Below are 14,211 nucleotides of genomic sequence, written 5' to 3'. Positions count from 1 at the left end.
CGAGCGGGTCGGGCCGGGCTCGCCTGCCGCACGGGACCGGTGGCGGTCCACCGGTCCCGTTCACCCGTTCGGGGAAACCACGGGTCAGGCGATGCGTTCCCGCACCACGGGGGTGGGCGTGAAGTCGGTGCCCGCCGGGGCGATGTCGTACGCGCCGGGCAACGCCCCCAGCGCGTGGTCGAACTTCTCCGGGGTGTCGGTGTGCAGGGTCAGCAGCGGCTGCCCCTCCGTGACCGTGTCACCGGGCCTGGCGTGCAGTTCGACGCCGGCGCCCGCCTGCACCGCGTCCTCCTTGCGGGCCCGGCCCGCGCCGAGGCGCCAGGCGGCGACGCCGATGTCGTAGGCGTCCATCCGGGTCAGCACGCCGGTGGACGGCGCCGTGACCACGTGCTGCTCGCGGGCGACCGGGAGCGGGGCGTCCGGGTCGCCGCCCTGGGCGGAGATCATCCGGCGCCAGACGTCCATCGCGGAGCCGTCGGCGAGGGCCTTCTCCGGGTCGGCGTCCTTGAGCCCGGCGGCGTCCAGCATTTCGCGCGCCAGGGCCAGGGTCAGATCGACGACGTCCCTCGGACCGCCGCCCGCCAGCACCTCGACGGACTCGCGCACTTCCAGGGCATTGCCCGCGGTCAGCCCCAGCGGGGTCGCCATGTCGGTGAGCAGCGCGACCGTCCGCACCCCGCTGTCGGTGCCGAGCGCGACCATGGTGGAGGCCAGTTCGCGGGCGTCCTCGATGGTCTTCATGAAGGCGCCGGAGCCGACCTTGACGTCCAGCACGAGCGCGCCGGTGCCCTCGGCGATCTTCTTGGACATGATCGAGCTGGCGATCAGCGGGATGGCCTCGACGGTACCGGTGACGTCGCGCAGCGCGTACAGCTTCTTGTCGGCGGGGGCGAGCCCGTCACCGGCGGCGCAGATCACCGCGCCGGTGGTGTCCAGGACGTGTCGCATCTCCTCGTTGGAGAGGGTCGCGCGCCAGCCGGGGATGGACTCCAGCTTGTCGAGCGTGCCGCCGGTGTGGCCGAGGCCCCGGCCGCTGAGCTGCGGCACGGCGGCGCCGCACGCGGCGACCAGCGGGGCGAGCGGCAGGGTAATCTTGTCGCCGACGCCACCGGTGGAGTGCTTGTCGGTGGTGGGACGGGAGAGCGACGCGAAGTCCATGCGCTCGCCGGAGGCGATCATCGCGGCGGTCCAGCGGGCGATCTCGGCGCGGTTCATGCCGTTCAGCAGGATCGCCATGGCCAGCGCGGACATCTGCTCGTCGGCGACCTCGCCGCGGGTGTACGCGTCGATGACCCAGTCGATCTGCTCGGGGGTCAGCTCGCCTCGGTCCCGCTTGGTGCGGATGACGGAGATGGCGTCCATGTCCAGGGAGTCCTTCCGGCCGGTACGTATGTACACGCGTGCGTCACGCGAGAGTCCCCCATGACTCTACGCGCATAGAGGGTGGAGATGGGGGTGGCCCTCCCGACATGCGGGAGGGCCACGGTGGACGAGGTCCCGGAGAGTCCGGAGCCCCTACTTCAGATGGTCCGGGCCGAATGCCTGCGGCAGCATCTGGTCGAGCGTGCGCAGCCCGTCCGGGGTCTCCATGATCAGTTCCGGTCCGCCGAACTCGTACAGCAACTGCCTGCACCTGCCGCACGGCACCAGGATCTCGCCCGACCCGTCCACGCAGGTGAAGTGGGTGAGGCGGCCTCCCCCGGTGGCGTGGAGCTGGGAGACCAGGCCGCACTCGGCGCACAGGCCGATGCCGTACGAGGCGTTCTCGACGTTGCAGCCGGACACCGTGCGCCCGTCGTCGACCCGGGCCGCGGCGCCGACCGGGTAGTGCGAGTACGGGACGTACGCACGCGTCATGGCGCACCGTGCGGCGCTCCGCAGCGCCGCCCAGTCGACCTCCGCGGCGGCCGTCACTTGCCCTGGCCCTTCCGGTAGCGCATGCCGTCCGCCTTGGGCATCCGCAGCCGTTGGGCGGAGAGCGAGAGGACCAGCAGCGTGACGATGTACGGGGTGGCGCTCACGAACTCGGTGGGCACGCTGTCCGTGGCGAGGTACCAGACCAGCACCGCGGCCGCGATCACCGCGCTCACCGTGCCCTGGACGAAGCTCTTGCGGTAGAGCTTCCAGCCGGCGAGGAGGGCGAGGACGACCACCAGCAGCAGGAGCAGTGCGTGCACCGACTCGCCGCCGTTGCGCAGCTGGAGCGCGTCGGCGAAGCCGAACAGGCCGGCGCCCATGGCGAGCCCGCCGGGCCGCCAGTTGCCGAAGATCATCGCGGCGAGACCGATGTATCCGCGCCCGCCGGTCTGGCCCTCGTTGTAGATGTGCGAGGTGACCAGCGACAGGAAGGCGCCGCCGAGTCCGGCCATGCCGCCGGAGACGATCACCGCGATGTACTTGTACGTGTAGACGTTCACGCCGAGCGACTCGGCGGCGACCGGGTTCTCGCCGCAGGAGCGCAGCCGCAGCCCGAACGAGGTCTTCCACAGCACGAAGAACGTGAGGGCGAAGAGGATCACCGCGAGAATCGTCAGCAGCGACACATTGGTGACCAGTCCGCCGAGGATGCCGGCCACGTCGGAGACGAAGAACCAGTGGTGCTTCTCGATGGAGTGCAGCCCGTCGGAGAGGCCGGGGATCGTCACCGAGGTGATGTCGTCGGCCGGCGGGGACTGCTTCGGGCTGCCGCCCTTGGCCGCCGCCTCGCCGCTGTTGAACCAGAGCTTGGCGAAGTAGGTGGTGAAGCCGAGCGCCAGGATGTTGATCGCGATGCCGGAGATGATGTGGTCGACGCCGAAGGTGACGGTCGCGACGGCGTGCAGCAGTCCGCCGAGCATGCCGCCGACGACACCGGCCAGGACGCCGAGCCACGGGTTGGTCTGCCAGCCGGCCCAGGCGCCGAAGAAGGTGCCCAGGATCATCATGCCTTCGAGGCCGATGTTGACCACACCGGCCCGCTCGGCCCACAGGCCGCCGAGACCGGCGAGCCCGATCGGCACGGCCATCGCCAGCGCCGCGCCGATCTGTCCGGCCGAGGTGACGTCCTCGGCTCCGGTGATGGCACGTACGGCGGACAGCGCGAGCAGGGCGCCCGCGATGATCAGCAGTACGACGGGGAAGGAGAGGCGGGTGCGGCCGCCCTTGCCGCCGGAGACCTTGGGGGCCGGTGGGGTGGAAGTCGCCGTGGCGCTCACGCCGACACCTCCTGCTGGTCGTTGTTGCGGGCGGCGGCCTGGGCGGCGAGTTCCGCGCCGACCTTGCTCTGCTGGCGCTTGAGTCCGTAGCGGCGGACGACTTCGTAGGCGATGACGACGCACAGGACGATGACGCCCTGGATCACGCCGACGATCTCCTTGTCGTAGCCCTCGAATTCGAGCTTGCCGGTGCCGCGCTCCAGGAAGCCCCAGAGGAGCGCGCCGAGTGCGATGCCGACGGGGTGGTTGCGGCCGAGGAGGGCGATGGCGATGCCGGTGAAGCCGATGCCGACCGGGAAGTCGCCGCTGTACTCGTAGCTGTCGTTCAGGAGGGTCGGCATGCCGATCAGACCGGCGACGGCGCCGGAGATCAGCATCGAGGTGACGACCATCTTCTTGACGTCGACACCGCTGGCCTCGGCCGCGGAGCCGGACTGGCCGACGGTGCGCAGGTCGAAGCCGAACCGGGTGCGCGAGAGCGTGAACCAGTACAGGACGCCCGCGATCACGGCGACCACGAGGAAGCCCCACACGGGCGACGGGGTGGTCGGGAAGTCGAAGAAGTGCGCGGACTCCGGGAGCGGCTTGGTGGAGATCTTCGTGCCTGCCGCGTCGAGGTGACCGAGGCGGCCCTGCTGGAGCAGGTAGCCGATGATCGCCGTCGCGATGGAGTTCAGCATGATCGTCGCAACGACCTCGCTGACGCCCCGGGTGACCTTGAGGACACCGGCGATGCCGGCCCACATCGCACCGACGAGCATCGCGGTGACGATGATCAGCGGGATCTGGAGGATGCCCGGCAGGGTCAGCGCGCCACCGACCGCGGCGGCGAAGAAGGCGGCGAGGCGGTACTGGCCGTCGACGCCGATGTTGAAGAGGTTCATCCGGAAGCCGACGGCCACCGCGAGACCCGCGAGGTAGTACGTCGTCGCCTTGTTCAGGATGTAGACCTGGCTGTCCGACTTCAGGCCGTAGTCGAACATGATGCCGAAGGCGCTGAACGGCTCCTTGCCGGTGGCGGCCAGCACCAGCGCGGTCACCAGGAAGGCGACCACGATCGCGAGTACGGGGGCCGCGATCCCCAGGAGCAGCCGCTCCTTGTCGATCTTCTTCATCGGTCCTCTCCCCCGTCCCGGGGGTCGGTGTCGGTGCGTGCGCCGCCGTCCTCGGCAGCGGCTTCCTCGGACGCCGCCTCTCCGGACGCCGATCCCTCTCCGGCTGCGTCCTCGGACGCTTCGAGGTGGCCGGAGGCCGCGCCCGTCATCGCCGAGCCGAGTTCCTCCGGGGTGATGGCCGCCGGATCGGCGTCCGCGACCAGCCGGCCGCGGTACATCACCCGCAGGGTGTCGGAGAGTCCGATCAGCTCGTCGAGGTCGGCGGAGATCAGCAGCACCGCCAGCCCGTCGCGGCGCGCCTCGCGGATCTGGTCCCAGATCTGCGCCTGGGCGCCGACGTCCACGCCCCGGGTGGGGTGCGCGGCGATCAGCAGCTTCGGGTGGTGGCTCATCTCACGGCCGATGATCAGCTTCTGCTGGTTGCCGCCGGAGAGGGAGGCCGCGGTGACCTCGATGCCGGGGGTGCGGACGTCGTACTCGCGCACGATCCGCTCGGTGTCGGCACGGGCACCCTTGAGGTCGAGGAACACGCCCTTGCTGTTGGGGCTCTCGGTGACGTGGCCGAGGATGCGGTTCTCCCAGAGCGGGGCCTCCAGCAGCAGCCCGTGCCGGTGGCGGTCCTCGGGGATGACGCCCATGCCGTCCTCGCGGCGCTTGCGCGTCGGGGTGCGGGTGATGTCGACGCCGTCCAGGGTGAGGACGCCGTCGTCCGGGCTCCGCATGCCCATGATGGCGTCGACGAGTTCGGACTGGCCGTTGCCCTCGACGCCCGCGATGCCGAGGACCTCGCCCTTGTGGATGGTGAAGTCGATGCCGTCGAGCACCGAGCGCACCACACCGTCCGGGTCGGTCGCGCTCAGCCGCAGCCCCTCGACGGTCAGCATCGGGACGTCGGTGACCGTCGACTCACGCGTCTGGGGGGACGGCAGCTCGCTGCCGACCATCAGCTCGGCGAGCTGCTTCGTCGTGGTGTTCTTCGGGTCGGCGGTGCCCACCGTGGTGCCGCGCCGGATGACGGTGATCTCGTCGGCGACCGACAGCACCTCGCCCAGCTTGTGGGAGATGAAGATGACGGTCAGGCCCTCCGCCTTGAGCTCGCGCAGGTTGTCGAAGAGCGCGTCGACCTCCTGCGGCACCAGGACGGCGGTGGGCTCGTCGAGGATCAGGGTGCGGGCGCCGCGGTAGAGGACCTTGAGGATCTCCACGCGCTGTTGGTCGGCGACCCCGAGGTCCTCGACCATGGCGTCCGGGCGGACGCCGAGCCCGTAGGCGTCGGAGATCTCCTTGATCCGGGCGCGGGCCCGGTCGCCGATCCCGTACAGCTTCTCGGAGCCGAGGACGACGTTCTCCAGGACGGTCAGGTAGTCGGCGAGCATGAAGTGCTGGTGCACCATGCCGATACCGCGGTCGATGGCGTCGCCGGGGTTGTGGAACGAGACCGGCTCGCCGTCCACCGCGATGGTGCCCTCGTCCGGCTTCTGCATGCCGTACAGGATCTTCATCAGTGTGGACTTGCCGGCGCCGTTCTCGCCGACGAGGGCGTGGACGGTGCCGCGGCGCACGGTGATGTCGATGTCGTGGTTGGCCACGACTCCGGGGAACCGCTTGGTAATGCCGCGAAGCTCCACGGCATGAGGGCTGCTTGACGCGTTGATGGCGCACTCTCCTTGGCAGGAACGGAGGGCGGAGACGGTGGGGGGTGGGTTTCGTCTGACGGAGGCGGCGGGGGCGTGAAAAGGTACCGCGTCCGACGGGTGCTACGCGCGTAGCGCGATCGAATCGTTGGCCACCTGACAACAGGTGGCGGACCGTGTGCGCACGGCTACCCGATCCCGACCGGAAGCCCTACGCGCGCGGGGCCCGCGCGAACCGCCGAAGCGGCTCGCGCGGGCCCCGGTCCACGAAAGGATCAGAGCGTGGACTTGACGGTGATGCCGCCGTCGACGATCTTCTTCTTCGCCTCGTCGAGCTTGGCCTGGATGTCCTTGAGGTGGTCACCCGTGGTGGTCAGGCTCACGCCGTCCTTGGCCAGGGTGTACGTCTGGGTACCGGCCAGCGGCTTGTCGTCCTTGACCGACTTGATCAGGTCGTACACACCGCCGTCGACGTTCTTGACGACCGAGGTGAGGATGGTGTCCTTGTACTTCGCCAGGGACGGGTCGAGGGCCTGGTCGGAGTCGACGCCGATGGACCAGGCGCCCTTCTTGCCCGCGACGGCCTCGATCGAACCGGCACCCGAGCCGCCCGCGGCGGCGAAGATGACGTCCGCGCCCTTGTCGAGCATGCCCTTGGCGGCGGCGGAGCCCTTGTCGGGGCTGCCGAAGCCGGAGAGGTCCGAGCCGGTGGACAGGTACTGGATCTGCACCTTGGCCTTCGGGTTCGTCTCCATGACGCCCTGCTGGAAGCCCGCGGCGAACTTCTTGATCAGCGGAAGGTCCACACCGCCGATGAAGCCGACCTGGCCGTCCTTCGACTTCAGTGCGGCGGCGACACCGGCGAGGTAGGAGCCCTGCTCCTCGGTGAAGACGATGCTGTCGACGTTCTTCGCCTCGGCGACCGAGTCGACGAGGCCGAAGCTGACCTTCGGGTACTTGGCCGCGATCTTGGCGACCGCGTTCTGGTAGGCGAAGCCGACCGCGATGACCGGGTTGTAACCGCCCTCGGCGAGCGATTCGAGGCGCTGCTCGCGGTCCGCCGGGGTCTCACCGCTCTTGGCGGTGAGCTCCTTCGTCTCCGCGCCGAACTCCGACTTGGCCTTGTCCAGACCGCGCGCGGCGGAGTCGTTGAACGAGTTGTCGCCGCGGCCGCCCACGTCGTAGGCCATGCCGATCTTCATCTTGCCCTTGTCGGAGCCGGAGCTCTCGGTGGACGACTCACCGCACGCGGAGGCGGTGAGCGCGAGGGTCGCGGTGACAGCACACGCAGCGGCGATCTTGGATACCCGGCGCAAGGGAAGGCTCCTTCAAACCTGACCGAAGCGCCTCTTCCGGCGCTGGTTTCGCGGCGATCGTAACGCGCGTAGATGTCAGATAAAGCCCCGTACGGAAGCCGTTATCGGATCGTCGCGAACGGGGGGTGACGCATTCGGTCACGGATGGTTGCGATGCAGCAACGCGGAGGCAGTGAACAGCTCCACCGCCACCGAGATCGCCCGCTCGTCGACATCGAAATCACCGCGATGCAGGTCGAGTCGGGCGGTGTCCCCGGGCGTGCGGACGCCGAGCCGCGCCATGGACCCGGGGACGTGCTCCAGGTACCAGGAGAAGTCCTCGCCGCCGAGGCTCTGCTCGGTGCTCTCGATCGCGTCCGCGCCGCGGCGCGCGGTCATCGCCCCGGCGAGCAGATCGGTCACACCGGCGTCGTTCACGACCGGGGGGACGCCCCGGACGTAGTTGATCACCGTCTTGGCCCCGTACATCCCGGCGACCTCGTCGACCGCCGCGTGCACCAGGTCGGGCGCCTCGCGCCAGGCGGCCAGGTCCAGGCAGCGGACGGTGCCGGAGAGCTCGGCGTGCTGCGGGATCACGTTGCAGGCGTGCCCGACGTCCAGCCGCCCCCACGTGACGGCGAGCCCGGCCCGCGCGTCGACCCGGCGGGACAGCAGGGCGGGGACCTCGGTGGCGACCTTGGCGGCGGCGGTCACCAGGTCGGTGGTCAGGTGCGGGCGGGCGGTGTGCCCGCCGGGGCCGTCGAGACCGACCTCCAGCCGGTCGCAGGCGGAGGTGATCGCGCCGACCCGCAGCCCGATCCGGCCCACGTCCACCCTCGGGTCGCAGTGCACGCCGATGATCCGGCCGACGCCCTCCAGGGCCCCGGAGGTGATGGCGTCGGGCGCCCCGCCCGGCAGCACCTCCTCGGCCGGCTGGAAGATCAGGCGCACGGGGTTCGGCAGCAGCCCCTGCCGGTCCAGCTCGGCGAGCACGAGCCCGGCGCCGAGGACCGAGGTCGTGTGGACGTCGTGTCCGCAGGCGTGCGCCCGGTCGGCGACGGTGGAGCGGTACGCGACGCCCGCCTTGGTGTCCGGGATCGGCAGTGCGTCGATGTCCGCGCGCAGGGCGAGCATGGGAACGGTGGAGTCGTCCCGCGTGCCCACGTCACAGATGAGTCCGGTCCCGGTGGCGAGGACCTGCGGGCGCAGCCCGGCCCTCTCCAGCCGGGCTTTGATGGCCGCGGTGGTACGGAACTCCTGGTTGCCCAGCTCGGGATGCATGTGCAGATCGCGCCGGAAGGCGATCAGCTCGGCACGCAGGGCTTCGGGGAGGGTGCCGGGAAGGGCTTCGCCCTGGGTCGTCGGCTGGGCATCGGACGCGCGGGACATCAAGTGGCTCACCTGGCGAAGCGTACGTCTCTTCCCCCTTCAACTGCCCATGAAACAAGAAAACTTCAGCCACATAGACGAATAAATGACTGCGTCGCCGCGTGTGAGGCGACGGCGAGATGGGTAAACTCGCCCATTTCGATCTTCAGGGGTGCATGAGGTGCTGGACACGGAATCCTCGGTCTTCGTCAGCGCGGTCACTCCGTGGGAGATCGCGATCAAGCAGTCCCCCGGAAAGCTCGAAGGTCCCGAGGACCTGGCGGAACGCGTACGGGACAGCCAGTTCACCTCGCTCCCGATCACCGCGGGCCACTGCGTCCGGGCGGGCAGGCTGCCCGCTCATCACCGCGACCCGTTCGACCGGATACTGATCGCCCAGGCCCGGACCGAGGGCATGACCGTCCTCACCCGCGACAAGTGGATCCCCTGCCACGACGTTCGGGTCATGCCGGTCTGACGACCTGGGAGGCGGCAGGGGCGGGGGCGGGACGTCCACCGCCCGGCTGCCGCTGTCCGGGCTTCAGGCCTCCGTGACCGCCGTCGCGCGCCAGGGCGCGAGGCGCTGTACGTCGCGGGCGGTCTCGGTGACCCCGGAGAGGAAGCCCTGGGCGCGGGGGGAGGCCGTGTCGCGGAGCCATTCCGGAGCTATGTCGCAGACGGCGACCCTGACCTCCGTGCCGGTCAGGGCCAGCGGCAGGGTGTGGACGACCGTGGAGGGGAAGCTCAGCACGGTACGGCCGATGGGGCCGCGGCGGGCGATGAGTTCGAGCGGGAGGTCGGGGCGGACGATCTCCAGCCCGGTGGCGGCCTCCAGGGCGTGGAGCTTGGCGGTGGCCTCGCGACGGTGGGCGAAGTAGCGGGTGGCGTGGTGGGTGCGGGCGAGGGCGGCGACGGCCTCCAGGTAGCGGTCGTGGTCGACCACGCCGGTCTCGACGAGGGAGGTGCCGACCAGGTCCGCGCCCTTGGTGAGCCGCGGCGGCCCGAAGCGGGCGCGGGTCCAGGCGAAGGCGTTGAAGGTGACGGCGACACCGGGCGGGGCCTCGACCGGCATGGCCGTGAAGACCTCGACCGCGCGGTTCGCGGAGGGGGTGAAGCGGCTGCGGGCGCGGGCCGTGACCGGGGCCAGGACCAGTTCGCGCGGGCCCGTGCGGCCCCTGCGGTGCCAGCGCACCAGGCGTTCCCCGCGCGCCAGTTGGGCGACGAACTCCATGGTGGCGGTGCCGTCGTCGACCACGGTGAGGTGGCGGGCGCGGACCAGGGTCAGCAGGAGCTGGACGTAGCGGGAGAACGGATCGCCGATGACGATCCGGTCCGCGCCGCGCAGCAGTCCGGCCAGGGAACGCAGGGTCTTCAGGGGCGCGCTCGCGCCGCCGCGCGCCTCCTGCCAGCGGACGTGGATGCCCTCGTCGCGGGCCAGCTCCGCCATCCGGCGCAGCTGGCCGCGCGACATCGGGTCGACCGGGGGGAGGACGACGACCGTGACGTCGGTGAGGACGTGGTCGTCGCCTCCCTCTGCGTAGGCCCACTCCAGGACGTTCAGGAGCTGGACCGGGCTCTCGACGAAGGCGAGGTTCACCGGTCGGCCCGTCAGACCGCGACCGGCTCGGCGGCGGTCACCAGGTCGGCGGCCGGGGCGGCCTCGCTCTCGGCGACGACGCCCGCGACGCGGCGGAGCTTCTTCATGGGGCCGAGCTCGGACTCGTAGACCTTCTTGATGCCGTCGCCGAGCGATGCCTCGATGGTGCGGATGTCGCGGACGAGGCGGGTGAGGCCCTGCGGCTCGACGGAGGCCGCCTGGTCGGAGCCCCACATGGCGCGGTCCAGCGTGATGTGGCGCTCGACGAACGCGGCGCCGAGGGCGACGGCGGCGAGGGTGGTCTGGAGGCCGGTCTCGTGGCCGCTGTAGCCGATCGGGACGTTGGGGTACTCCTGCTGGAGGGTGTTGATGACCCGCAGGTTCAGCTCCTCCGCCTTGGCCGGGTACGTCGAAGTGGCGTGGCAGAGCAGGATGTTGTCCGAGCCGAGGACCTCGACCGCGTGGCGGATCTGCTTCGGGGTCGACATGCCGGTGGAGAGGATGACCGTGCGGCCGGTGGCCCGCAGGGCGCGCAGCAGTTCGTCGTCGGTGAGGGAGGCGGAGGCCACCTTGTGGGCGGGTACGTCGAACTTCTCCAGGAACGCGACGGCCTCGGTGTCCCACGGGGAGGCGAACCAGTCGATGCCGCGCCGGGCGCAGTGCTCGGAGACGGCCCGGTACTCGTCCTCGCCGAACTCGACGCGGTGGCGGTAGTCGATGTACGTCATCCGGCCCCAGGGGGTGTCGCGCTCGATGTCCCACGGGTCGCGCGGGGTGCAGATCTCCGGGGTGCGCTTCTGGAACTTGACGGCGTCGCAGCCGGCCTCGGCGGCCACGTCGATCAGGGCGAGGGCCTTGTCGAGGTCGCCGTTGTGGTTGATGCCGATCTCGCCGGTGATGTAGACGGGGCGGCCGGGGCCGGCGGTGCGGGTGCCGAGGGTGCGCAGGCGGGAGGTGCTCATGGGGTGTGTTCCTTCGCTTCGGGGGACGTCGCGTGGTGGATCGGGGTGGGGTGGGGTGTTCGGGGTGGGGTGGGGTGTTCGGGGTGGGGTGGGGTGTGACGGGACGGGTCGGGGGACCCGGGATCACTCGGTGGACTCGCTGGACTCGCTGGATTCAGGGGAATCGGTGGAGCCGGGGGAATCGGAGGAGTTGGTGGAACGGGTGGGGTGTGCGGGGGTGGTGAGGGTGGGGCCGAGCAGCCAGGCGGCGATCTCGCGGATCGCGCCGAAGCCGCCCGGCGTGGTCGTGACGGCACGCGCCGCGGCACGTACCGAGTCGTGGGCGCTCGCGACCGCGACCGGCCAGCCGGCGAGCGCGAAGCACGGCAGGTCGTTGACGTCGTTGCCCACGTAGAGGACACGGTCGGGAGCCACGGACCGTTCGTCGCACCACTGCTTGAGCGCGAGGTCCTTGCGGTCGATGCCGTGCAGGACCGGGATGCGGAGCTTGTGCGCGCGGGCGGCGACGACCGGGTTCTGTTCCGTGGACAGGATCAGCAGGGGCACTCCGGCCCTGCGCAGGGCGGCGATGCCGAGGCCGTCGCCGCGGTGGACGGCGACGATCTCGCGGCCGTCGGCGTCGATGAGGACCCGGTCGTCGGTCTGGGTGCCGTCGAAGTCGAGGACGACCGCGTCGATGTCGGCGAGCGTGGGCAGCGGCGACGGGTCGAGCAGCGGGGCGAGCGCGCGGGCGCGGGCCAGGTCGTGCGGGTCGTCGATCTCCAGGACGCGGGCGGCGTCGACGCGCACCAGGGCGGTGTTCCCGAAGAAACGGTGGCGGTGGGTGCGGAAGCCCTCGGCGGCCATGGCGTACGCGGTGCCGGTCTCCAGCAGGTCCTCGGGACGGTCCTGCCGCATCTGCCGGACGGACTTGTCGTGGTTGACGCCGTAGTTGTCCTCCTCGATCGCGCCGCCGTCGCGCCAGAGGAAGCCGTGGAAGGGGGCGACCGTGACGGCGGTGTCGGCACCGTCCCGGGCGACCGCGGCGGCCACGCCGTCGATGTCCTCCCGGGCGACGAACGGGCTGGTGCACTGGACCAGCAGGACCACGTCGACCGTCCGGTCGTGCATCGCCTCGTACGCGTCGAGGGCGTGCAGCACGGCGTCCTCGCTGCTGGACCGGTCGCCGGAGATGGCGGCGGGGCGCTGGACGAGGTGCAGCCGCTCCGGGCTGCCGGAGGTGTCGCCGGCCGCGCGGGCGGCGTCCGCGATGGCCGCGTCGTCGGTCGTCACCACGACGTCCGTGACCTCGCGGGAGGCCAGGCAGGCGCGCACCGCGCGGGCGATCAGGGGCACGCCGCCGACCTGGGCGAGGTTCTTGGCCGGGACGCCCTTGGAACCAACGCGGGCGGGGATCACGGCGAGCACGGTCGGGGTCGAGGTCATCTCTGCTCCTGAGGGGGTGGACACGGTGGGCTGCTCGACGGCCCCGGACCCGGCGGGCCCGGGGGCGGTGGTGCCGGGGGTCGCGCGCATCACAGCTCGCCCATCCGCCGGATGACGGGGGCGACCCGCTGGACGCCCTGCCGGTACGCGCCGCGCGCCGCCTCCCGTACCGCGTCGCGGACCGCGCCGCGCACCCGGCCGGTCTCGCGCGGGCGGTCGGCGCCCGGCAGCGGGTGGCCGTCGGGGGCCAGGTGGTGGCGGGCCAGGATGCCGGGGAGGTAGCCGGGTGCGGTGGCGGGTGTGTAGTACGGAACGAGGTCGGGCAGCCGGGAGGCGGCGAGCAGGGTCGCCACGCGGGCGCGGGCGGCGTCGTAGGCGGTGGCGTACGTGCCGTCGGCGGCGACGCCCTGGCCGGCCAGCCACGCGGCGGCGGGCTCCGGGCGGTGGCCGCCGTCCAGGTGGTCCCAGGAGGTGAGCAGGCCGGATCCGATGAAGTGGTGGTTGCCGAGGGCCTCGCGGACGCCGAGGTCGGTGAGGACCGCGGTCGGGACGCGCCGGTGCAGCGACTCCAGCGCGGCCGTCGAGGAGACCGTGACGAGCAGGTCGGCGCGGTCCAGGACCTCGCCCATGTGCCCGTACACCAGGCGGAAGTTGGGCGGCGGGCCGCCGGGGACGCGTTCCACGAGCCGCTGGTAGGGAAGTTCCTCGATGTGTGTGGTGTGCTCGCCGGGCTTGGAGCGCAGCTTCAGCAGCACCTCGCGGCCCGGGTGCAGCCGGGCGTGCTCGACGAGCCTGCGCAGCAGGTACGTGCGCTCGGCGCGGGTGGCCGGCACCGAGGGCTGGGCGGCGAAGACGACGGTGTCGCGGCCGTCCTGCGGCCGGTACGGCTCGCCGCCGAGGAACGGCAGGGCGGCCTCCGTGACGGCCGAGTCGTCGGCACCGACCCCCGCGTACACGGCACGGAACCGCTCGGCGTCGTGGCGGGAGTTGGCGAGGACGACGTCCGCGCCGTGCCGCAGCAGCAGCCCGTCGGCGAGCTTCTCGTAGACGACGCCGACGTATCCGGTGACGACGACCGGCCGGGCCGGCAGCCGGAGCGCGGCGAGGCCGTGCAGCATCGCCTGGACGCCTCCTCCGACGAGGGCCAGGACGACGACGTCGTACCGCTCCTCCCGCACCGTGCGCAGGAATTCGACGGCCGTCACCTCGCGCACCCGGTCGGGCCCGATGCCGACGTCGCCGACCTCGGCGAGCTGGCGCGGGGTCGGGGTGGCCCGGCCGCGCAGCAGCAGTCCGCTGATCTCGACGCGCTGCGCCGGACCGCCGGAGCCCTCGGTGAGGCGGCGCGCGGTGAGCGCGCCCCACTTCCACCGGGTGTCGGAGTCGGCGAGCACGGCTACCCGGAGGGCGGTCGTCTTATCGGTACGTGGGGGCACGCCCCAGAACTTAGGAAGGCATTTCGATTCGCGGCCCAACGCGATGGCAACAGCTGGTTAACAGCCCGACGACGATCGGCGAATCACCTGCACAAACACTCCGCACGGAACAGGCAATCGATCCGGTTCATCACTTCGACGCCCTTCGTTCACCTGCCGTCCTTTCCGGGGCCAAGGCAAATGAC

The 14,211-nt window shown here is 71.3% G+C and carries 12 protein-coding genes; 1 reads left to right on the top strand and 11 read right to left on the bottom strand.

The window, feature by feature from the left end; all coding sequences use genetic code 11:
* Positions 1-84: 84 nt before the first annotated feature.
* The 7 genes from ACFC79_RS00500 to ACFC79_RS00470 all read right to left on the bottom strand — a co-directional run bounded on the left by ACFC79_RS00500 (position 85) and on the right by ACFC79_RS00470 (position 8,627).
* On the bottom strand, positions 85-1,362 hold the full coding sequence (locus ACFC79_RS00500) for a thymidine phosphorylase (RefSeq protein ID WP_376233234.1): 1,278 nt from the start codon (positions 1,360-1,362) through the stop codon (positions 85-87).
* 153 nt (positions 1,363-1,515) lie between these two features.
* Positions 1,516-1,914: a cytidine deaminase gene (locus ACFC79_RS00495; protein WP_376233231.1), complete on the bottom strand. Its 399-nt coding sequence runs from the start codon at positions 1,912-1,914 to the stop codon at positions 1,516-1,518.
* Positions 1,911-3,194, bottom strand: coding sequence for an ABC transporter permease (locus tag ACFC79_RS00490; RefSeq protein ID WP_376233228.1), 1,284 nt, complete (start codon positions 3,192-3,194; stop codon positions 1,911-1,913). The genes ACFC79_RS00495 and ACFC79_RS00490 overlap by 4 nt, the downstream gene beginning before the upstream one ends.
* Entirely contained in the window at positions 3,191-4,309 is a 1,119-nt protein-coding gene (locus ACFC79_RS00485; protein WP_376233225.1) for an ABC transporter permease, read from the bottom strand. Before ACFC79_RS00485 ends, ACFC79_RS00490 begins: the two co-directional genes overlap by 4 nt.
* Positions 4,306-5,937 (bottom strand): ABC transporter ATP-binding protein, encoded by a 1,632-nt coding sequence (locus ACFC79_RS00480; RefSeq protein WP_376233222.1) that lies wholly within the window; start codon positions 5,935-5,937, stop codon positions 4,306-4,308. Before ACFC79_RS00480 ends, ACFC79_RS00485 begins: the two co-directional genes overlap by 4 nt.
* A gap of 281 nt (positions 5,938-6,218) precedes the next feature.
* The gene (locus ACFC79_RS00475; protein WP_376233220.1) at positions 6,219-7,259 is read right to left on the bottom strand and encodes a BMP family protein; all 1,041 of its coding nucleotides are present in this window, start codon (positions 7,257-7,259) and stop codon (positions 6,219-6,221) included.
* A 138-nt stretch (positions 7,260-7,397) separates the two neighbouring features.
* Positions 7,398-8,627, bottom strand: a complete 1,230-nt coding sequence (locus ACFC79_RS00470) for an amidohydrolase (protein WP_376234843.1) — start codon at positions 8,625-8,627, stop codon at positions 7,398-7,400.
* Positions 8,628-8,787: 160 nt separating this feature from the next.
* On the opposite strand from ACFC79_RS00470, the gene ACFC79_RS00465 reads away from it, so the two are divergent.
* Positions 8,788-9,084, top strand: coding sequence for a type II toxin-antitoxin system VapC family toxin (locus ACFC79_RS00465; RefSeq protein ID WP_376233218.1), 297 nt, complete (start codon positions 8,788-8,790; stop codon positions 9,082-9,084).
* Between the two features lie 63 nt (positions 9,085-9,147).
* On the opposite strand, the gene ACFC79_RS00460 is transcribed toward ACFC79_RS00465, so the two are convergent.
* From ACFC79_RS00460 to ACFC79_RS00445, 4 genes are all read right to left on the bottom strand, one after another.
* Entirely contained in the window at positions 9,148-10,203 is a 1,056-nt protein-coding gene (locus ACFC79_RS00460) for a hypothetical protein (RefSeq protein WP_376233217.1), read from the bottom strand.
* 11 nt (positions 10,204-10,214) lie between these two features.
* Positions 10,215-11,165: an N-acetylneuraminate synthase family protein gene (locus tag ACFC79_RS00455; protein ID WP_376233215.1), complete on the bottom strand. Its 951-nt coding sequence runs from the start codon at positions 11,163-11,165 to the stop codon at positions 10,215-10,217.
* A gap of 123 nt (positions 11,166-11,288) precedes the next feature.
* Positions 11,289-12,590 (bottom strand): cytidylyltransferase domain-containing protein, encoded by a 1,302-nt coding sequence (locus tag ACFC79_RS00450; RefSeq protein ID WP_376233213.1) that lies wholly within the window; start codon positions 12,588-12,590, stop codon positions 11,289-11,291.
* A gap of 89 nt (positions 12,591-12,679) precedes the next feature.
* A complete protein-coding gene (locus ACFC79_RS00445) occupies positions 12,680-14,026 on the bottom strand; it encodes a DUF6716 putative glycosyltransferase (protein WP_376233211.1) in 1,347 nt (448 codons plus the stop codon).
* Positions 14,027-14,211 lie beyond the last annotated feature (185 nt).

This window comes from Streptomyces sp. NPDC056061 (assembly GCF_042266885.1).
In the GTDB taxonomy this organism is placed as follows: domain Bacteria; phylum Actinomycetota; class Actinomycetes; order Streptomycetales; family Streptomycetaceae; genus Streptomyces.
Note: the sequence above shows the minus strand (reverse complement) of the source record. Positions and strands in the feature narration are given on the sequence as shown.